We start from the raw sequence: 18,501 nt of genomic DNA on the forward strand, positions 1-18,501 counted from the left end.
CTCAGCCCTCGAGCGCGGTGATCCCGCGGAGGACGTCGGTCGTGAGTTTGTCGAGCGACTGGTGCATGCCGGCGTAGGCAAACACCGACATCAGGCTGCGGCTCCAGCCGCGCTCGGTGATCGTCAGCTCGGTCAGGCCACCGATGGCGGCGAACTCGACGGACGTCCGGATGCCCTGCGTGAACCCCTCCGGGAGCTGATCGGGCGGAAGCGGCTCGCCGTCCGCATCGGTGATGCTCTGCGTGAACTCGAGGCGCTCGAGCGGGACGATCCTCGTGTAGACGCCGCCGGTGAAGCTCTCCGCACCGCCCTGCTCGTCAGGCGCCTGCATGCTGAAGACGTACGATCCGCCCTCCCGCAGGTCGATCGACGCGGAGGGGGAGGTGTAGTCCTGCGGACCCCACCACTCGGTGACCAGCTCGGGATCGGTCCACAGCCGCCACACCGTCTCGACCGGTGCGTTCAGGATGCGGCTCACCACGATCTCCGTCGTGTCGTCGGTCATTTCTTCTCCCCTGTCCTGGCCTTCTCGAGGTAGGCGTCGATGCGGTCGAGGCGCGCGTTCCACAGCCGTGCACGGTCGGAGAGCCAGCTCTCGACCTGCCCGATCGCGCCGGCGTCCAGCCGGTAGACGCGCTGCTGCGCCCGCTTCTCCACGGTGACGAGACCCGCTTCGCGCAGCACCTTGAGGTGTTGCGAGATCGCGGATGCGCTGCTCGTGAATCCGGCGGAGATGTCGCCGGCGGCGAGCTCGCCGCGCCGCGCCAGGAGGTCGACGATCCCCGAACGGGTGGGGTCGGCCAGCGCGGCGAAGGCGGTCGTGGGGGCTGCGGTCACGAGAGCAATATTACAGCGGCTGCTTAATTAAGACAACGATGAACTATCCCATCAGCAACCGCAGCGGGTTCTCCAACAGGTCAGTGAGGGTGGCCAGGAAGCGACCGGCCGCCGCGCCGTCGATGATGCGGTGATCGCACGTCAGCGTGTACGTGAGGCGCCGACGGGCGGTCACCTCCCCGTCTTCGATGCTCAGCGTCTCGTGTGCCGCGCCGACGGCGAGGATCGCTCCTTGGGGCGGGTTGATGATGGCCGTGAAGTGCTCGACTCCGAACATGCCGAGGTTGCTCACCGTGAACGTCCCTCCGCTCAGCTCCGACGCGGCGAGCGTGCGATCGGCCGCGCGCGCGGCAAGGGTCCGCGTCCGGCGGGCGATCGCCGAGATGCTCGCGTCGTCGGCGTCGCGCACGACGGGGACGACCAGCCCCGCCGGCGCCGCCACAGCCATCCCGATGTGGACCCGCGCGTGGAGGATCGTCTGGCCGCCCGCGTCCGACGAGTAGGACGCGTTGAGGCCCGGATGCTCGCGGAGGGCCAGCGCCACGGCTTTGATCACGAGGTCGTTGACCGAGACCTTCGTCCCGGAGGCCGTGGCGGCCTCGTTCGCCGCGGCGCGCAGGGCGACGAGGTCCGTGACGTCCGCCGACGCGGTGGCGTGGAAGGCGGGGACGGTCGTCGCGCTCTGCGTCAGCCGGGTGGCGATCGCGCGGCGGGTCGCGTCGAATGGGACGCGCGTGACGTCGGCATCCGGCACGGAGGCATCTCCGTCGGCGCGCGCGGCCTCGTCGGGCGCGGGCGGCTGTGTGCCCGCCGCCGGGCCGGAGGGCAGGTCGAGGTCTGCCCGGACGATCCGGCCGCCAGGGCCGGAACCGGCGATCCCGGTCAAGTCGATCCCGCGTTCCTTGGCGATCCGTCGAACGACGGGCGTCGCCCGCAGCCGCGGCTCTTCGGTCGGACGAGGTGCAGGCGCGACGGGCGCGGCGGAGGCGACGACCGGTTCCGCGACGGGAGGGCGCTCGGGTCGCCGCGCGGGTGCCCCGTCATCCGTCCCGTCGTCGAGACGCGCGATCGGGGTGCCGATCGCGACGTTCTCGCCCTCCTGGACGAGGATCTCGCTGAGGGTCCCCGCGTCGTAGGCCTCCTGCTCCATCAGCGCCTTGTCGGTCTCGATCTCGACCAGGATGTCGCCGGGCTCGACGGGGTCGCCCGGCTTCTTGCGCCACGCAGCGATCGCGCCTTCGGTCATCGTGTCGGAGAGACGCGGCATGAGGATGTCGATCATGATGCTCCTTCGGGATCAGCGGCGCCGGGCCATGGCGTCGAGGGTTTCGCGGATGGCGGCGACCGCATCGCGCACGGAGGGCAGGGCTGCCTCTTCGAGCGTCTTCGCGTAGGGCATCGGCACCTCGGCCATCGCGACGCGGCGGACGGGGGCGTCCAGCCAGTCGAACGCGCCGTCGCTGATCGTCGCCGCGATCTCGGCGCCGATGCCGTAGGTGAGCCAGTCGTCCTCCAGGGTCACGGCGCAGTTGGTCTTCTTCACCGACGCGATGATCGTGTCGCGATCGAGCGGGCGCAGGCTCCTCAGGTCGACGACCTCGACCTCGATGCCGTCCTGAGCGAGCTCCTCGGCCGCTTCCAGCGCGACGGCCGCCATCCGCGAATAGGCGACGACCGTGATGTCACGGCCCTCCCTGGTGACGGCGGCGCGCCCGATCTCCGCGGGCGCGAGGTCCTCCGGCACCTCACCCGTGGTGTTGTAGAGCGCGAGGTTCTCGAGGACCAGCACAGGGTCGTCATCGCGGACGGCGGCGAGCATCAGCGCCTTCGCGTCGGCAGGAGTGGACGGGGCGACCACCTTCATGCCCGGCACGAACGCGTAGTAGAGCTCGATGTTCTGGGAGTGCGTCGCGCCGAGCTGCTGACCACCTCCACCCGGAGTGCGGATGACGAGCGGGACACGCGCCTGGCCCCCGAACATCCCGAAGATCTTCGCCGCGTGGTTGACGATCTGGTCGAGCGCGAGCAACGAGAAGTTGATCGTCATGATCTCCACGACAGGCCGCAGGCCGACCATCGCGGCCCCGATCGCGGCACCCGTGAAGCCCTCCTCGGCGATCGGGGTGTCGCGGACCCGCTTCGGCCCGAACTCGTCGAGCAGCCCGGCCGTGATCTTGTACGACCCTTCGAACAGGCCGATCTCCTCGCCGATCAGGAAGACATCCTCGTCCCTCAGCAGTTCCTCGCGGAGGGCGTCGTGCAGGGCCTGACGGTAGCTGATGACGGTCATCGGGCGACCTCCGCCAGCTCGCGGGCCGCCGGAACGGGAGCAGCTGGGAACAACGCCTCGCCCGGCAACCGGCGCGAGTCGTTCGGCACCGGCGTGGCGTAGGTGTAGTCGAACAGCGTGGACGCGTCGGGGTGTGGGCTGGCGTCGGCGAACGCGGCCGCCGCGGCGACCTCGGCGGCGACCTCGCGGTCGATCCGGGCGATCTCGGCGTCCGTGAGCACACCGAGCTGGAGCAGGCGCGCGGCGAACGCCGCCACCGGGTCGGCGGCCTTCGCTGCGGCGCTCTCCTCCGCGCTGCGGTAACGCGCAGGGTCCACCACGGAGTGCCCCTTCATCCGGCCGGTCATCGTCTCGAGCAGGTACGGAGTGCCGGCTCGCGCGCTCTCGAGCGCGATCCGGGCGGCGGCGCGGACCGCCACCGGGTCGCTTCCGTCGACCCGCGCGGACGGCATCCGGTACGACGCCGCCCGGCGATGCAGCTCGGGCTCGGCCGACGACTGCTCGACGGTGGTGCCCATGCCCAGCCCGTTGTTGTTCACCACGTAGACGATCGGCAGGTGCCACAGAGCCGCGAGATTGAGCGATTCGTGGAAGGCGCCGATGTTTGTCGTGCCGTCGCCCATCAGGCACATCACGGCCTCCGTGCCGCCGCGGTAGTCGATCGCGAGGGCGGTGCCGGTCGCCAGCGGCACTTGGCCGCCGACGATCCCGTAGCCTCCCATGAAACGTACGCCGGGGTCGAAGAAGTGCATCGAGCCGCCCCATCCCCGCGAGACGCCGTCGGAACGACCGTAGAGCTCGGCCATCGCGCGCTCGGGAGTGATGCCCCGGGCCAGCGCGTAGCCGTGCTCCCGGTAGTTGGCGTAGAGGTAGTCCGACGGCTCGAGGCAGCTCATCAGTCCGACGACGGTCGCCTCCTCGCCGAGGTTCAGGTGGCAGTAGCCGCCGATCTTCGCCTCGGAGTAGGCGCGTGCCGCGCGCTCTTCGAAGCGACGGATGAGCACCATCTGTCGGTGGAGGGCGCGGAGCTCGTCAGCGGAGAGCCCTGCGGCCTCTGCAGCATCGCGGGCTGACGACTCGACAGCGGCGGATGGGGCCGTCCGGCGTGCTTTGCTCGGCGTGCGCGCCGTGCTGGGTGTGGGCATGGGATTCTCCTTGTCGCGCAGGGCGGCCTGCGGCAACGAATGAAACGAAAACCGTTTCATTATAGGCTGGGATGCAGAGACCGCCGAACGCGAGGAGCAGACCGATGACGGAGGAACGCAGCCAGGGGGTCGCGCGCAGGAGGGGGCGGCCACCGGAGGCGGAGCGCTCGCAGCGACGCGACGACATCGTCGACGCCGCCGTCACGCTCTTCGTGGCGGAGGGCTTCGAGCCGGTCACCCTCGACCGGATCGCCGCAGCCGCGCACGTCGCGAAGCGGACGATCTACACCTACATCGGCGATCGGACCGAGGTCTTCCTGGCCGCCGTCGAACGACTCCGCGAGCGCGCCCTGCACGACGCACGACCGGACGAGGGGCTGCAGGGTCTCGCGAGGGGCATCGTGTTCGCGCTGCACTCCGACGACGCCGTGGGACTGCACCGCCTCGCGATCGGCGAGGCCCGTCGCTTCCCCGACCTGGCGGTCCGTTTCTACGACGACGGCCCGCGCCGCTACATCGCCGCGCTGAGGGAGCGTCTGCCCGAACACGACGGCCCGCGCGCCGAGGCCCTGTTCGCGCTGCTGCTCGGCGAGCCGCATCGGCAGCGACTCCTGGGGCTGCGACCGGCGCCGGACGCGGAGGAGGCTGCCGCGCACGCGGAGGGAGCCCTCCTGGCACTGGGCCTGACGGACGACTCCACGGCATAGGGTGGATCCACACACGTGACACGGGGTGCCCTGCGGGGCTGAGATCACACCCGTCGAACCTGATCTAGCTCGTACTAGCGAAGGGATGTCGCGCATGACGCGCACGCCGGAAGACCTGATCGACCACAGCATCGCGGCCTGGGAGGCGGTGAGAGCACGACGACCGCTGGTGCAGTGCCTGACCAATTCGGTGGTCACGAACGTCACGGCGAATGTGCTGCTCGCGCTCGGAGCCGCGCCCGCGATGGTGGACATCCCGGGCGAGGCCGGCCCGTTCGCCGGGGTGGCCTCCGGGGTGCTGATCAACCTGGGCACGCCGACCGGCGAGCAGCGGGTCGCGATGGTGGAGGCCGCGATCGCCGCAGGCCGTGCCGGCACCCCGTGGGTGCTCGACCCCGTCGCGATCGGGGCGCTGCCGGTGCGGACGCTCCTCGCGGCGGAGCTGTGCGGCCTCGGGCCGGCCGTGGTGCGCGGCAACGCGTCGGAGATCCGCGCGCTCGACGGGTCAGGAGCGGGTGGCAGAGGCGTCGACACCTCCGACGAGGTGGAGGACGCCGTGGCGGCCGCGCGCCGCATCGCGCGCACGACCGGCGCGGTCGTCGCCGTCTCCGGACCGGTGGACGTCGTGACGGACGGCACGACCGAGATGCGGCTGGGCAACGGGCACCCGCTGCTGACCGCGATGACGGGCGCCGGCTGCGCGCTCGGGGCGGTGCTGGCCGCCTTCGCGGGCGACAGCGTCGACCGCTTCGCCTCCACAGTCGCAGCGGTGACGGTCTACAACGTGGCCGCCGAGCTCGCGGCCGAGCGCAGCTCGGGGCCGGGCAGTTTCGCCTTCGCGTTCCTCGACGCGCTCGCCGACCTGGACGCCGACACGCTGCGCGGGCGGGCGGTGATCGCATGACCGTCGACCTGTCCGTGTATCTCGTGACCGACTCGGCCGGCGCCGAGCGCGCCGGCCACGACCTCTTCGACGTGCTGCGCGCAGCCGTACCCGGGGTCAGCGCGGTGCAGCTGCGGGAGAAGGACGCGACGGCCCGGCGGTTCCTCGACACCGTTCTGCACTGCTCGGCCGTGGTACCCCGCGACGTGGCGATCATCGTCAACGACCGCGTCGATGTCTTCCTCGCGGCCAGGGCCGCCGGAGCGCGCGTCTCCGGCGTGCACGTCGGGCAGTCCGATCTGCCCGCCGACGCCGTGCGCGGGCTGATCGGCCCCGACGCGATCCTCGGGGTCAGCGCGTCCACGCCCAGGGAGCTCGCCCTGGCCGCGGAGTCCGGCGCCGTCGACTACGTGGGCATCGGCGCCCTGCACGCGACCTCGACGAAGACTGATGCCCCGCGGCCCCTCGGCCACGCGGAGTTCGCCCGGCTCGTAGCGCTCAGCCCGCTCCCGGCCGTGGCTATCGGCGGGGTGACGGCGGCCGACCTCCCCGCCCTCCGGCGGGCGGGGGCCGCGGGTGCGGCCGTCGCCTCTGCGGTCTGCGCGGCCGCCGATCCCGGTCGGGCCGTGCGCGAGCTGCGCGCCGCCTGGGACGCCTCGTGAGCGGCCGTGAGCGGCCGGTGCCGCGGGTGCTCAGCATCGCGGGCACCGACCCGAGCGGCGGCGCCGGCATCCAGGCCGACCTCAAGAGCATCGCCGCGAACGGCGGCTACGGCATGGCCGTCGTCACGGCCCTGGTGGCTCAGAACACGCGGGGCGTGCGCTCGGTTCACGTGCCTCCCGTCGAGTTCCTGGCCGAGCAGCTCGACGCCGTCTCCGACGACGTCGGGATCGACGCCGTCAAGATCGGCATGCTCGCCACCGCTCCGGTGATCGAGGTGGTCAGCGGCTGGCTCGACCGGGTGCGACCCCCGATCGTCGTGCTCGACCCGGTGATGGTCGCCACCAGCGGCGACCGGCTGCTCGACCCGGACGCCGAAACGGCGCTGCGCGCGCTGGTCCCGCGGGCCGACGTGGTGACGCCGAACCTCGCCGAGCTCGCCATCCTCGCCGGCGAGACCGTCGCGGCGGACTGGCCGGAGACGCTGGCGCAGGCGGCGCGGGTCGCCGCCCGCTACGGCGTGCGGGTCCTGGCCAAGGGTGGCCATCTGAGCGGCGAGCGGGTGAGCGACGCGCTCATCGAGCCCGCCGGCACCGCCGGTCCGCCGATCGTGACCGAGTTCCCCGGCGAGCGCATCCACACCCGCAACACGCACGGGACCGGATGCTCGCTGTCGTCCGCGTTGGCGACCCGTGTCGCGGCCGGCGGCGACTGGGTTGCGGCCGCGGCCGACGCGAAGCGCTGGCTCGCCGAGAGCATCCGGCACGCATCGCGGCTCGACGTCGGTTCCGGGAACGGGCCGGTCAGCCATTTCGCCGGGCTCTGGGCGCGCGGCGGCCTCGCCACCGCACCCACCCCTGTGGAGGTGGAAGCGGACTGGTGGGCGGAGATCGCCGGGGTACGCGCCGAGATCGACGACCTGCCGTTCGTGCGCGGCCTGGCCGACGGGACGCTCGACCGCGACGTCTTCCTCGAGTACCTCGCCCAGGACGCGCTCTACCTCCGTGACTACGCCCGCGCGCTGGCCGAGGCCGCCCGGCTGGCACCCACCCCGGAGGAGCAGGCGTTCTGGGCCGGGTCGGCGCACGCCGCGATCGCCGAGGAGTCGCGCCTGCACGAAGGCTGGCTGTCCGAGCGGGCGCTGCTCGCCGTCCGCCCGGGCAGCGCCACCACCGCCTACCTCGACCATCATCTGGCCGCGGTCGCGCGCGGCGACTACCGGGTTCTCGTCGCCGCCCTGCTGCCGTGCTTCTGGCTCTATCACGACCTCGGCGAGCGGCTGCATCCGCTGTCGCACGCCGCTCACCCGTACGCGTCGTGGCTCGACACCTACGCGGATCCGGCGTTCTCCGCGTCCACCCGGCAGGCCGTCGACATCGTCACCCGTGCGGCGGCTGGGGCGGACGAAGCGACCAGGAGGACGATGCTCGCGGCGTTCCGCCGGTCGGCCCTGCACGAACGGGAGTTCTTCGCCGCAGCGCGGGAGGAGGCTGCCGCCGTGCGCTGACGCGCGGGGTGCCGCCGGAGTCAGCTGGCCCCGGCGGCACCACCACCGACGCTCGCCGCTCTCAGCACGGCCTCCACGCTCGCCGTGAGCACCGAACGGTGCCGGCCGGCGGACCAGTGGACGCCGGCGGCGTCGCGGTACTCGATCAGGGTCAGCGCCTCACTCGCCGCGCCGGCGCTGAGGGAGGTCTGGTGCAGCGAGAGGATCTCCACCCGGATGCCGCACTCCGCCAGCAGGCGCGTGACCGCGTCGACCGGGCCGACGTCGTCGTAGCCGCCGTGGTGCTCGACGCCGTCGATGCGGACCCCGATGCGCGTGCGGCTTCTGCCGGCCTGCTGATCCGTCTCGAGCTCCACCAGTGCGATGTCGTCGTGCCGCGAGTGCAGGTAGCTGCCTTCGAACAGCTCCAGCAGCTGGGGCGCGTCGATCTCCGCACCCGTGCTGTCCGTGTGCTGCTGCACGTTCCGGGCGAAGTCGATCTGCATCCGGCGAGGGAGCTCGATGCCGTACTCGGCCTCCAGGAGGTAGGCGATCCCGCCCTTGCCCGACTGCGAGTTGACCCGGATGACCGCGTCGTAGTTCCGGCCGAGGTCGGCCGGGTCGATCGGCAGGTAGGGGACCCGCCAGTCGAGCTCGCGCTCCGGCCGACCCTCCGCCTCCGCCCGGGAGCGGTGCTCGGCGAACCCCTTCTTGATGGCGTCCTGGTGCGTGCCGCTGAAGGCCGTGTGCACCAGGTCGCCGACGTACGGATGGCGGGGGTGCACCTCGATCCGGTTGCAGTACTCGACCGTGCGGCGGATGCGGTCGATGTCCGAGAAGTCGATCATCGGGTCAACGCCCTGAGCGTGGAGGTTCAGGGCGAGCGTGGCCAGGTCGACGTTGCCCGTGCGCTCACCGTTGCCGAAGATGCAGCCCTCCACCCGCTGCGCGCCCGCGAGCACGGCGAGCTCGGCGCAGGCGATGCCGGTGCCGCGGTCGTTGTGCGGGTGGACCGACAGGATCACCGCGTCGCGACGGCCGAGGTTCTTGTGCATGTACTCGATCTGGTCGGCGTAGACGTTCGGCGTCGCGACCTCGACGGTGGCCGGCAGGTTGAGGATCACGGGCCGCTCGGGGGTGGCGTCCCAGAGTGCGGTCACCGCGTCGCAGATCTCGATGATGTAGTCCGGCTCCGTGAGGTTGAACACCTCCGGCGAGAACTCGAAGCGCACGTTCGGCAGGTGGCCGGCGAGTTCGAGCACGTCGGCCGCCCCTGCCAGGATCAGCTCGCGCAGCTCGTCCCTGCTCTTGCCGAGCACCACGTCCCGCCAGACGGGCGCCGTCGCCGTGTACAGGTGGATCACGACCGGGTTGCGGATGCCGCGGATCGACTCGACCGTCCGTTCGATGAGGTCGCGGCGGGCGGGCGTGAAGACGACGATCGTGACGTCATCCGGCGCGATGTCCTTCTCGGCGATGTCGCGCACGAAGTCGTAGTCGGTCTGCGACGCCGACGGGTAGCCGACCTCGATCTCGGTGTAGCCCATCGAGACCAGGAGCTCGAAGAAGCGGCGCTTGCGCTCGGGATCCATCGGTTCTGCGAGCGCCTGGTTGCCGTCGCGGAGGTCGACGGGCACCCACAGCGGAGCGCTGACGAGGCGGCGGTCGGGCCACTCCCTGTCGACGAGCGGGACCTCCACCCGGTCGAAGACGCTGCGGTAGCGCTGCCACGGCATCGCCGAGGGCCGCTGCCGGTTCCAGGACGGGGTCGCTGCCGACTGGTGTCGATCCGCGGCGGCGTGGGAGGGGGACGTGCTGATGGTCATGTTCGGATTCCTGTCTCGATCGGGGCCTGATCGACCGGCGCAGCACCCGCCTCCACGGCGGGGAGCCGGTCTGGCTACGCCCCGCCGTGGCGGTGAAGGAGGAGTCCGTGAAGCATGCTCCGACGCTACCACAACTCCTCAGACAAGCAGAGGAGTTGGGGAATACGCGAAGATGGACTCATGACACCGCTCCGTCGCGAACCCCTGGCCGAACAGGCCGCGGAGGCCCTGCTCGACCGCATCAGGGCCGGCGAGTGGGCGCTCGGCCAGAAGCTGCCGGGCGAGACGACCCTCGCCCCTCAGCTCGGGGTCGGCCGCTCGACGATCCGGGAGGCCATCCGCCAGCTGGCCGGGCGCGGAGTGCTCGCCACCCGCCAGGGCTCCGGGGTCTTCGTCACCGCGCTCGACCAGCCGGAGGACTGGGAGCGCATCGTCCGGCGCGCGGACATCGTCGCCGTGATCGAGGCGCGCATCGCGATCGAGGTGGAGGCGTCTGCGCTGGCGGCCGAACGGCGGACCCCCGCCGATCTCCAGGCGCTGCGGCGAGCGCTCACGTCCCGCGCGGCGCGGCGGAGCGACCTCGAGCAGCATGTCGACGCGGACATCGCCGTGCACCGTGCCATCGTCGCGGCGTCGCACAACCCGATCCTCGCCGACCTCTTCGACGGGTTCACCCCGCGGAGCAGAGAGGCGATGATCGACCTGCTCCGGATCGGCCGCGCGTTCGGCGGCGACGCGGACCAGCTCGTGCACGAACGCATCGTCGACGCGATCGGCGACCGGGATGCGGACGCCGCCGCCGCGCTGACCCGCGGCCACCTGATCGAGATGAGGGCGGAGCTGCTCTGATCGGGCGGCCGCGGACGGAGCTCAGACGCCGAGGTTGAGGTCGACGATCTTGGACGTGCCGCCGCCGTCGACGAGCGCGGCGGTCCCGTTGCCGGTCAGGTTGTTCGAGGTCACCAGGTAGTCGTTGACGGCCGGGGTGATCTTGACTCCCACCCCGGTCGGCTTCGCGCTGGGATAGTTGCCGTTCGTGCGAATGGAATTGCCGCTGATGACGGTCCCCGACGCGTTCGAGTCCAGGAGGACGCCGTAGCCTCCCGCTGCCCCCTGGCCGTTGAGGCTGATGTCGCTGCCCACGATCGTCCACGCACCGGATTCGGCGAAGATCCCCGAGCCGAAGCCGTTGAACATCTTGCAACCGGACACGGTGACGTTCGACGGATGGAGGATGGCCCCCGGGTGCACGCGGAGCAGGCAGCCGTCGGGATGGCCGGCCTGGCCGTCGAATCCGGAGTTGCTGAACCAGGTGTCCTGGAAGGTGATGACATAGACCCCGTTCTGCTTGATCTCGACATTGTGGCGGTACGACCCGTCGAGCACGGCTTGGTTGAAGATGATCTCGCGGTTCGCCGAGCCGCCGAGGGTGTCGTCGATGAGCACGTTGGTGCCGTTGAGGTAGCAGAGGAACTCGTCGAAGTAGACTCCGCCGACACCGCCGCCGACATGGACCCCGATCGGCGTGAACGAGCAGAGCGTGCCGCCGGTGATCCAGATGTCGGCGCCGACCTGGTTGCCCCAGCAGGTGATCCCCTTGTTCTGGGCGAGGATCTTGCAGTTCTCCATCACGACGATCGTGAAGTCGTGGAAGCTGAACGAGTCCCACAGGTTGTTCGGGGACGAGTACACCCGCGAGACGGCGTGCACATTGCAGATGCGCATGTCCTGCACACCGTCCATGGCGAGCGCCGCGCCGCTGGTCTTCGTGACCGTGGAGACGATGGCGAAGTCCTCGAACAACCCGTTCGCCACGAGCGGTGCCGAACTGGACGGGCGGGCGACCCGGAGGATGTCGCCTGCGGCGAAGGCGCACGCGATCACGCTCGATGCCCCTTCGCCCGCGACGGTCATGCTCGCGCCGGAGATCAGCAGCGTGGATGTCGTCTTGTAGGTGCCCGACGGCAGGTACACCGTCCCGCCGCCCGCCGCTTGAGCCGCTGTGATCGCGCTCTGGATGGCGGCGGTGTCGTCGTGAGTCCCGTTCCCGGCGGCACCGTAGTCCTGGACGTTGAAGACGACGGTGGAGCCGCCGCCGGCGGCGCGCGGCTTGGGCTTGGGCGGGGGCGCGGCGACCGCAGGGTCCGCCGCGACGACGGGGACGAGGGCGGCGGCGGCCGCGAGGCCTCCCACCGCGGCGTGGCCGAGGAAGGTCCGGCGGCCGGGGCCTACGGACGTCTCGGCTGGGGGCGTCGTCGATCGTTTCATTACTCCTCCTCGAGTGCTGGTTCCGTTGGTCGGTGGTGCAGTGGAGCGATGGAGCGGTGGTGGTGCGGTGCTGCCGTGCGGCGCGCTCAGCTCGCGAGCGCCGCCCGGAGATAGGCGAGCCGATCGGCGATCGCGCGCTGGGCGGTTGTCGTCGCCGCGAGCCCGTCGAAGCCGTGGAACGCGCCGGCCCAGACATGCGCCTCCACGGGGACGCCCGCCCGACTGAGCCGGGCCACGAAGTCCAGCTCCTCGTCGCGGAACAGGTCGACCTGCCCGATCTCGACGAACGTCGGCGGGAACCCGCTCAGCTCGGTCGCCCGCGCGGCCGCCGCCTCCGGTGGCACCGGATCGGTGCCCGCGAGATAGAGCTCCCAGCTCAGCAGGTTCGACGGCCGGTCCCAGAAGTGGGCCGCGTCGAGCTCGAATGTGGAGGGCTGCTCGTTGCGGTCGTCGAGTTGCGGCTGCACCAGTACAAGAGCATCAGGGAGACGTCCGCCGCGCTCGATGAGGCGCAGCGTGAGGCCGGCCGAGAGGGCACCTCCTGCGCTTCCGCCCATCAGCACGACGCGCCCCGGGTCGCCGACGGCGCCGGCGACCGTGCTCTCCCAGACGGCGTGGATGTCGTCCAGCGCGGCCGGGTAGGGGTGCTCGGGGGCGAGGCGGTAGTCGGGGATGACCATGGTGCACGCGAGTGCCGAGGCGAAGCCGGCGTTGACGCCGAGCACCGATCGATGGCTTCCGGCGATCAGGCCGCCGCCGTGGACGTTCACGACGGTGCCTCTGACCGGCACGCCGTCGGGCGGCCGGACGACCAGGACGCGCACGCCGGCGAGCTCGCGCTCGTCGATGCGTGCCCCTGTCGCCTCGGCGACCTCGGCCGGCGACTCCTCGTACTCCGCCATCGCCTCGCGCAGTCGGGCGATGCCCTCGAGCCCGTCCAGGAACGGCCGGGTCGCCTCCTCGGCGGGGAGGTGCGCCGCGAGCTCGGCGGCGATCGGCGGCCGGGGGCTCACTTGAGCGCTCCCGCGACCATGCCCTGGGTGATCTGGCGGTTGAAGAGCACGAAGAGCAGGAACGGCAGGGCGGCCGACAGCAGGAGGCCGGCCGCGATGATCGCGTCCTGCACCAGTGTGGGGTTCTGGACGCTCTGCCGCAGGAGGGTGATAGCGACGGGGAGCGTGCGGTGCTCCGGGCTCGACATGATCAGCAGCGAGAACAGCAGCTCGTTCCACAGCCCGAGGAAGGTGAACGTGCCGAGCGTGATAAACGCCGGGCGGGCCAGCGGCACGGCGATGCTCCGGAAGACCCGGAACGGCGACGCCCCGTCGATGCGGGCGGACTCGACGAGCTCGCGCGGGATGGCCAGGAAGAACGTGGCCATCATGTAGACGCCCGCCGGGATGCTCAGCCCGACGTAGAGCAGGATGAGCCCCGGGTAGCTGTCCACCAGGCCGAGGTCGAGGATGACCTTGAAGATCGGCGGGATGAGCACCGTCACCGGCAGCACCATGATGATCATGATCAGCCGCAGCAGGAACGCCCGGAACGGAAAGCGCAGGAAGGCGAACGCGAAGCCCGACATGCAGCCCAGGATCACGGTGATGACGGTGCCGGCCCCCACGGTGATCACGCTGTTGACGAAGGAGATGCCCAGATCGCCCGAGAGCGCCGTGACGAAGTTCTGGATCGTCGGCGGGATCGGCAGGCCGAGCTTGTTGTCGACGTAGTCCTGGGGCGTCTTCAACGACGTGAACGCCATGAACACGAACGGGTAGATCGTCGAAGCCGCGATGGCGGCGCAGACCACGACGACCGTGAAGCGGGCGGGCGAGAGCCGGCGGCGGCGACGCCGGGCGGGCGCAGGCGCGGGCACGACGTCTTCGACGACCTCGCGCGGAGGGTGGAGTGCGGTCACAGCGGAGTCCCTGAATCGTCGAACATGTTCTCTCCGCGCCGGCGCGACAGCCGCAGGAAGATCACGAGGAGGACGCCGATCAGCAGGAAGAGCGTGATGCCGATGGCGGTCGCGTATCCGGGCGCCCCGTAGCGGAACGCCTGGTTGTAGATGAAGAGGTCGACCGTCGTCGACGAGTAGCCGGGACCGCCCTGCGAGAACGCGTAGCCGAGCACGATGGCCGAGGAGAATGCCATGATCACGACCATGACCGTCCAGTACTCCACGACACCGCGAACGGACGGGACGGTGACGTACCAGAAGCGCTGCATCCAGTTGGCGCCGTCGATCCTGGCCGCCTCGTAGAGGCTCTCGTCGACCGACGACAGCCCGGCGCTGAACAGCAGCACGCCGAGTCCGAACGTCGACCAGATGAGCATTCCGGCGACGATCCACATGACCAGGCCGGTGTCCACCGTCCAGTTGACGGCCAGCGCGCCGAGACCGAGGGACCGCAGCACGATGTTCAGCGGCCCGTCCGGTCCGAGGATGATCACGAAGAGCACGCCGATCACGGCCGGCGAGACCAGCACGGGCAGCACGTACGAGATCTTGAAGAACGACGCCCCGGGGATGCGGTCGTGGATGACCGCGGCCAGCAGCAGCGGGCCGAGGATCCAGATCGGGGCGAGCAGAAGGATCTTGCCCGTGTTGCCGAGCGCGGTCAGCAGCACGGGGTCGTTGAACATCCGGACGAAGTTGTCGAACCCGTTGAAGACGGGCTGCCGAATTCCGTCCCACTGCGTGAAGGCGATGAACGAACCCTGGAAGACCGGCCAGACCCGGAGCAGGGCGATGATGAGCAACGAGGGTCCGAGGAACAGCGCGAGCGTCCAGAAGGACGAGTACTTGCGCACCCGGCGCCGGCCGGTCACCGGTCCGGCCCGCCCGGCTGTTCTCGTGGTCGTGCTCACCATCGTCCTGTCCTCCCTCTACTTCGCCATCAGGACCGGGAACTGCTGCGCGCGCGAATCCTCGGTCGCCTGCAGGGCATCCTTCAACGTCGTCTGGCCGAGCATGACCAGCTCGAGTTGATTCTGATAGATGTCGTTCGTCTTGGAGTCCTGCATGTTGTGGACGGGGAGGAACGTCTTCTCGCCCTTCTTCAGCATGTCGACCAGTCCGGTCGCACCAGGGTGGTCCTTGAGGAACGCGTCGAAGCTGACGCCGGTGTTGTTAGGGAAGTAGCCGGCCTTGTCGAGCCGCTCCTGCTGGAACTTGGCGCCCTCCTGGAACAGTGCGAGCTCGGCGGCGAGCTTCTTGTGCTGCGAGAACGAGGTCACCGCCCAGACGTTCATCGCGCCCGCGGGCAGGAACTCCGGGGTGCGGGTGTTCTCGACCGACGGGATGAACTTGATGTACTGGCCGATCTTCGGGTCCTGCATGTAGGCGAACTGGCTGTAGATGGTGAACTGCATCGCCGCCTTGCCGTCCTGGAACTTCTGGAAGCCGTCCGGGTACCACGGAGTCGCCGGCATGTTCGGGTCGAAGCATTTGCCGTCGACCAGCTTCATGACGCCCTCGGCCGCGTCGGAGAAGGCCGGCTTGTTGAAGGGCGCCGTGTAGGTCGAGTTCTTCTGCGCCTGGGCGATGCTGGCCGACCCTGCGTACAAGGTCGAGGTGGTCCAGCCGCTGAGGTAGCCCTCCTTGTTGCCGCCGCCGATCGGGGTGATCCCCGCGGCGTTCAGCGCAGTGCAGGCCTTGAGCAGCTGATCGGTCGACGTGGGCGGATCGTCGGGGTTGAGACCGGCCTGCTCGAACAGCTTGCTGTTGTACGAGATGCCGAGACCCTGGAGACCGATCGGCACGCCGTAGGTCTTGTCGTCGAAGGTGGTGCCCTCCCAGCCGGTGAGGCTCTTGCGCTCGGCGGCGGAGATGTACTTGTCGATCGGCGCCAGCGAGGGCTTGAGCGTGAGCACGTCGCCCCACGCCCAGATCATGATGAGGTCGGGGCCCTTCTTGGACTGCGCCGCCGCCTGCATGAGCTGGTGGATGGCGGAGGGATCGGCGGGCTGGGCGATGCGGTCGACCTTCACTCCGGGGTGCGCCTTGGCGAACTCCGCGTCGACTTTGTCCATCACCGCCTTCCAGTTCTTGTCGCTTCCGACCAGCAGGTCCCAGACCTTGATCGTGCCCGTCGAGGCTCCGTCGTCGCCGTTCGCGGACGACCCGGACTGGGCGCAGGCGGCGAGACCGAAGACGACGGCGGCCGCGGCGGCGATCGACAATGATCGCCTCATCGTGCGTTGCATTCCGACTCCATTTCTGTGGGGTTCGACTCGCGGGGGTGTGCGAGAAGTCAGTGCGAGGAGATGCCCGCCGTCAGCGGGGTACCGTCGCGGCGTTCCCACCCGACGGCGAAAAGATTGAAGGTGGCGCCGTTGCTCGGATGCTCGGCGGCGCGCTCCCGATCGAGCCGGACTCCCAGTCCCGGCCGCTCCGGTACGGAGAAGCCGCCGCTCACGGCGTCGACGGTCAACGGGGCGTCGACGAGGTCGAGCACCCAGGAATCCGCGAAGTCGTTGAAGTGCTCCAGGATCTGGAAGTTGGGCGTCGCGACGCCGAGGTGGACGTTGGCGGCCGTACCGACCGGACCGCAGACGTTGTGCGGGGCCACCGGGACGTTGTAGGCGGACGCCCAGGCTGCGACCCGACGCAGACCAGTGAAGCCGCCGAAGTGCGTCATGTCCACCTGGACGGTGTCGACGAGGCCTTCCTCCAGCAGCGGTGCGAGCTCCTCCAGTTCGTGGATCCGCTCGCCCGTCGCGATGGGAAGGCGGGTGGAGCGGCGCACGTTGCGGAGGCCGTGCACATTCCCCGGGGGCACCGGCTCCTCGATCCAGGTCGGCGCGAGGTGCTCGAGCGCTGCAGCGGCGCGGATGGCCGTCGCAGAGCGGAACCGGCCGTGCATCTCCACCATGATCTGCACGTCGTCGCCGACGGCCTCGCGCACCGCGGACACGATGGTCACGGAGCGCCGCAGCTCTGCCTCGCTCAGCTCCGCCGTCGCCGCACCGAACGGGTCGAGCTTGAGGCCGCGGTAGCCGCGCGCCACCACGGTCCGGGCGAGCTCGGCGATGGTCTCCGGCTCGCGATCGCCCTGGTACCAGCCGTTCGCGTACGCGGGCACCGTGTCGCGGAACCGGCCGCCGAGCAGCCTCCACACCGGCTGGCCGCAGGCCTGCCCGATGAGGTCCCAGCACGCGATGTCGATCGCCGCGAGGGCGGACTGCGCGACCTCGCCTGCCCTGCCGTACTCCTTCCAGAGCACGCCGCCGGCGATCCTCTCCACGTCGAAGGGGTCGGATCCGATCACGTACCGGTCGCCAAGTTCGCTGATGGCCGCGAGAAGCGTCTCGGTCTTGTTCACCATCCGTACCTCACCGACCCCGACCCGGCCATCGTCCGTCTCGAGTTCGACGAACGTCAGTTCACGCCATGGCGTGCCGACGACGGTCGTGACGATCTGCGTAATCTTCATCGATTCACCCTCGTGTCTCTCGGAGGGCATCAGCGCCCTCTAGCCGAAAGTATCAGATAGGTTGAGCGCGAAAGTCAACATCGAATTTCCCACGAACCCATCGGCGGGCGCGCAGAAGCGATCAGGCCGCACGTGAGGAGGTCAGCGGAGGGCGGCCGTCAGGTCGCGCTCCGTGCTGCGGAGATGGGCCCGCATCGCCGCGCCGGCGCCCGCTTCGTCACGCCGTTCGACGCACTCGAGGATCGCGGCGTGCTGGTCGCAGACCTCGTCGAGCCGCCGGCCGAGCCGCTCGTGGCCGAGCACGCTCTGCACGCGCGAGGAGCGCTGGGAGTCCGACAGCTCCTCGATCAGGATCGTGAGCATCTGATTGCCGCTCGCCGCGGCGAGCAGCTCATGGAACTGGATGTCGGCCTCGCTGAACTCGGCCGGCTCGTCCACCGTGCGCCGCATGTCGTCGATAGCGGCCTGCATCGCGACGATGCTCGCCCTGCTGGCGTTGCGCGCCGCCAGCACGGCGACCTGCACCTCGATGGCCTGGCGCACCTCCAGCAAGTCCAGCAGCGCACGCGGGTCGCGGCGGATGGCGGTGCGGAAGAAGTCTCCGACCCCCTTGCCGTTGGGGGCCGCGACCACGGGCTTCCTGCCGTTGTGCACCTCGATGAGACCGCGGGCGCTCAGCTGCCGCATGCCCTCCCTGACGGTGAGCCTGCTCACGCCGAGGTCCGCGGCGAGCGATCCCTCCGACGGCAGCTCGTGGCCGGGCTCCAGCTCCTCGAACACCAGCTGCTCGACGCGCTCGACGACGCGCCGCATCGCGCCGCTGGAAGACTCGGGCCGCTCGCCCTTCGCCGTGGTCTCACTCATATCGGATCCCCTGTTCGAGATTCTCACCAGGGTAGAACGCCTCGCTACCCGACGCGACGGAATATTGCCCCTTGACGCTTCCAACCTATCAGATAGAGTT

The 18,501-nt window shown here is 70.2% G+C and carries 18 protein-coding genes and 1 riboswitch; of the genes, 5 read left to right on the forward strand and 13 right to left on the reverse strand.

All coding sequences use genetic code 11. The features are described 5' to 3' along the window. Position 1: 1 nt before the first annotated feature. The 5 genes from JNB50_RS21825 to pdhA are packed head-to-tail and all read right to left on the reverse strand — an operon-like array spanning position 2 to position 4,272. Positions 2-505: an SRPBCC domain-containing protein gene (locus tag JNB50_RS21825; RefSeq protein WP_208042235.1), complete on the reverse strand. Its 504-nt coding sequence runs from the start codon at positions 503-505 to the stop codon at positions 2-4. Next, positions 502-837: a helix-turn-helix transcriptional regulator gene (locus JNB50_RS21830; protein WP_208042236.1), complete on the reverse strand. Its 336-nt coding sequence runs from the start codon at positions 835-837 to the stop codon at positions 502-504. Before JNB50_RS21830 ends, JNB50_RS21825 begins: the two co-directional genes overlap by 4 nt. Before the next feature lie 43 nt (positions 838-880). Then, positions 881-2,119, reverse strand: coding sequence for a dihydrolipoamide acetyltransferase family protein (locus tag JNB50_RS21835; protein WP_208042237.1), 1,239 nt, complete (start codon positions 2,117-2,119; stop codon positions 881-883). 15 nt (positions 2,120-2,134) lie between these two features. Then, entirely contained in the window at positions 2,135-3,127 is a 993-nt protein-coding gene (locus JNB50_RS21840; RefSeq protein ID WP_208042238.1) for an alpha-ketoacid dehydrogenase subunit beta, read from the reverse strand. Continuing rightward, positions 3,124-4,272 (reverse strand): pyruvate dehydrogenase (acetyl-transferring) E1 component subunit alpha, encoded by a 1,149-nt coding sequence (gene pdhA / locus JNB50_RS21845; RefSeq protein WP_208042239.1) that lies wholly within the window; start codon positions 4,270-4,272, stop codon positions 3,124-3,126. The genes JNB50_RS21840 and pdhA overlap by 4 nt, the downstream gene beginning before the upstream one ends. A 104-nt stretch (positions 4,273-4,376) precedes the next feature. On the opposite strand from pdhA, the gene JNB50_RS21850 reads away from it, so the two are divergent. The 4 genes from JNB50_RS21850 (at position 4,377) to JNB50_RS21865 (ending at position 8,029) form a co-directional block, all read left to right on the forward strand. Then, a complete protein-coding gene (locus JNB50_RS21850; protein WP_208042240.1) occupies positions 4,377-4,979 on the forward strand; it encodes a TetR/AcrR family transcriptional regulator in 603 nt (200 codons plus the stop codon). Between the two features lie 11 nt (positions 4,980-4,990). Then, positions 4,991-5,082: riboswitch (TPP riboswitch) on the forward strand. After that, positions 5,074-5,883 (forward strand): hydroxyethylthiazole kinase, encoded by an 810-nt coding sequence (thiM, locus tag JNB50_RS21855; RefSeq protein ID WP_208042241.1) that lies wholly within the window; start codon positions 5,074-5,076, stop codon positions 5,881-5,883. (Overlaps the previous riboswitch by 9 nt.) Further along, a complete protein-coding gene (thiE, locus tag JNB50_RS21860) occupies positions 5,880-6,524 on the forward strand; it encodes a thiamine phosphate synthase (protein ID WP_208042242.1) in 645 nt (214 codons plus the stop codon). Before thiM ends, thiE begins: the two co-directional genes overlap by 4 nt. Next, complete coding sequence (locus JNB50_RS21865) at positions 6,521-8,029, forward strand: bifunctional hydroxymethylpyrimidine kinase/phosphomethylpyrimidine kinase (RefSeq protein WP_307794837.1); 1,509 nt, start codon at positions 6,521-6,523, stop codon at positions 8,027-8,029. The genes thiE and JNB50_RS21865 overlap by 4 nt, the downstream gene beginning before the upstream one ends. A gap of 20 nt (positions 8,030-8,049) precedes the next feature. Here JNB50_RS21865 and JNB50_RS21870 read toward each other — a convergent pair whose 3' ends face one another. After that, positions 8,050-9,744, reverse strand: coding sequence for a 2-isopropylmalate synthase (locus JNB50_RS21870; protein ID WP_208042373.1), 1,695 nt, complete (start codon positions 9,742-9,744; stop codon positions 8,050-8,052). A 270-nt stretch (positions 9,745-10,014) separates the two neighbouring features. Between JNB50_RS21870 and JNB50_RS21875 the strand changes: the two genes are divergently transcribed. Next, positions 10,015-10,683, forward strand: a complete 669-nt coding sequence (locus JNB50_RS21875; protein ID WP_208042243.1) for a FadR/GntR family transcriptional regulator — start codon at positions 10,015-10,017, stop codon at positions 10,681-10,683. Positions 10,684-10,704: 21 nt separating this feature from the next. On the opposite strand, the gene JNB50_RS21880 is transcribed toward JNB50_RS21875, so the two are convergent. The 7 genes from JNB50_RS21880 to JNB50_RS21910 form a co-directional block, all read right to left on the reverse strand. Further along, on the reverse strand, positions 10,705-12,102 hold the full coding sequence (locus tag JNB50_RS21880; protein ID WP_208042244.1) for a glycosyl hydrolase family 28-related protein: 1,398 nt from the start codon (positions 12,100-12,102) through the stop codon (positions 10,705-10,707). Positions 12,103-12,188: 86 nt separating this feature from the next. Next, positions 12,189-13,115, reverse strand: a complete 927-nt coding sequence (locus JNB50_RS21885) for an alpha/beta hydrolase (protein WP_208042245.1) — start codon at positions 13,113-13,115, stop codon at positions 12,189-12,191. Further along, positions 13,112-14,017: a carbohydrate ABC transporter permease gene (locus tag JNB50_RS25875; protein ID WP_208042246.1), complete on the reverse strand. Its 906-nt coding sequence runs from the start codon at positions 14,015-14,017 to the stop codon at positions 13,112-13,114. The genes JNB50_RS21885 and JNB50_RS25875 overlap by 4 nt, the downstream gene beginning before the upstream one ends. After that, a complete protein-coding gene (locus tag JNB50_RS21895) occupies positions 14,014-14,973 on the reverse strand; it encodes a carbohydrate ABC transporter permease (RefSeq protein ID WP_208042247.1) in 960 nt (319 codons plus the stop codon). The genes JNB50_RS25875 and JNB50_RS21895 overlap by 4 nt, the downstream gene beginning before the upstream one ends. Positions 14,974-14,988: 15 nt before the next feature. Continuing rightward, complete coding sequence (locus tag JNB50_RS21900; RefSeq protein ID WP_208042248.1) at positions 14,989-16,296, reverse strand: ABC transporter substrate-binding protein; 1,308 nt, start codon at positions 16,294-16,296, stop codon at positions 14,989-14,991. A 59-nt stretch (positions 16,297-16,355) separates the two neighbouring features. Then, the gene (locus JNB50_RS21905; protein WP_208042249.1) at positions 16,356-17,537 is read right to left on the reverse strand and encodes a mandelate racemase/muconate lactonizing enzyme family protein; all 1,182 of its coding nucleotides are present in this window, start codon (positions 17,535-17,537) and stop codon (positions 16,356-16,358) included. 141 nt (positions 17,538-17,678) lie between these two features. Then, on the reverse strand, positions 17,679-18,401 hold the full coding sequence (locus tag JNB50_RS21910; RefSeq protein ID WP_208042250.1) for a FadR/GntR family transcriptional regulator: 723 nt from the start codon (positions 18,399-18,401) through the stop codon (positions 17,679-17,681). Positions 18,402-18,501: the final 100 nt, after the last annotated feature.

The sequence above is a fragment of the Leifsonia sp. TF02-11 genome, from assembly GCF_017565305.1.
Lineage (GTDB): Bacteria > Actinomycetota > Actinomycetes > Actinomycetales > Microbacteriaceae > Leifsonia.

Excerpts from the sequence above, each read along its gene's own strand:
- JNB50_RS21825 (WP_208042235.1), bottom strand. The coding sequence starts at position 505 with ATGACCGACGACACGACGGAGATCGTGGTGAGCCGCATCCTGAACGCA.
- JNB50_RS21895 (WP_208042247.1), bottom strand. The coding sequence starts at position 14,973 with ATGGTGAGCACGACCACGAGAACAGCCGGGCGGGCCGGACCGGTGACC.
- JNB50_RS21905 (WP_208042249.1), bottom strand. The coding sequence starts at position 17,537 with ATGAAGATTACGCAGATCGTCACGACCGTCGTCGGCACGCCATGGCGT.
- JNB50_RS21840 (WP_208042238.1), bottom strand. The coding sequence starts at position 3,127 with ATGACCGTCATCAGCTACCGTCAGGCCCTGCACGACGCCCTCCGCGAG.
- JNB50_RS21835 (WP_208042237.1), bottom strand. The coding sequence starts at position 2,119 with ATGATCGACATCCTCATGCCGCGTCTCTCCGACACGATGACCGAAGGC.
- JNB50_RS21880 (WP_208042244.1), bottom strand. The coding sequence starts at position 12,102 with ATGAAACGATCGACGACGCCCCCAGCCGAGACGTCCGTAGGCCCCGGC.
- pdhA (WP_208042239.1), bottom strand. The coding sequence starts at position 4,272 with ATGCCCACACCCAGCACGGCGCGCACGCCGAGCAAAGCACGCCGGACG.
- JNB50_RS21870 (WP_208042373.1), bottom strand. The coding sequence starts at position 9,744 with ATGCCGTGGCAGCGCTACCGCAGCGTCTTCGACCGGGTGGAGGTCCCG.
- JNB50_RS21850 (WP_208042240.1), top strand. The coding sequence starts at position 4,377 with ATGACGGAGGAACGCAGCCAGGGGGTCGCGCGCAGGAGGGGGCGGCCA.
- thiE (WP_208042242.1), top strand. The coding sequence starts at position 5,880 with ATGACCGTCGACCTGTCCGTGTATCTCGTGACCGACTCGGCCGGCGCC.
- JNB50_RS21910 (WP_208042250.1), bottom strand. The coding sequence starts at position 18,401 with ATGAGTGAGACCACGGCGAAGGGCGAGCGGCCCGAGTCTTCCAGCGGC.
- thiM (WP_208042241.1), top strand. The coding sequence starts at position 5,074 with ATGACGCGCACGCCGGAAGACCTGATCGACCACAGCATCGCGGCCTGG.
- JNB50_RS21875 (WP_208042243.1), top strand. The coding sequence starts at position 10,015 with ATGACACCGCTCCGTCGCGAACCCCTGGCCGAACAGGCCGCGGAGGCC.
- JNB50_RS21900 (WP_208042248.1), bottom strand. The coding sequence starts at position 16,296 with ATGAGGCGATCATTGTCGATCGCCGCCGCGGCCGCCGTCGTCTTCGGT.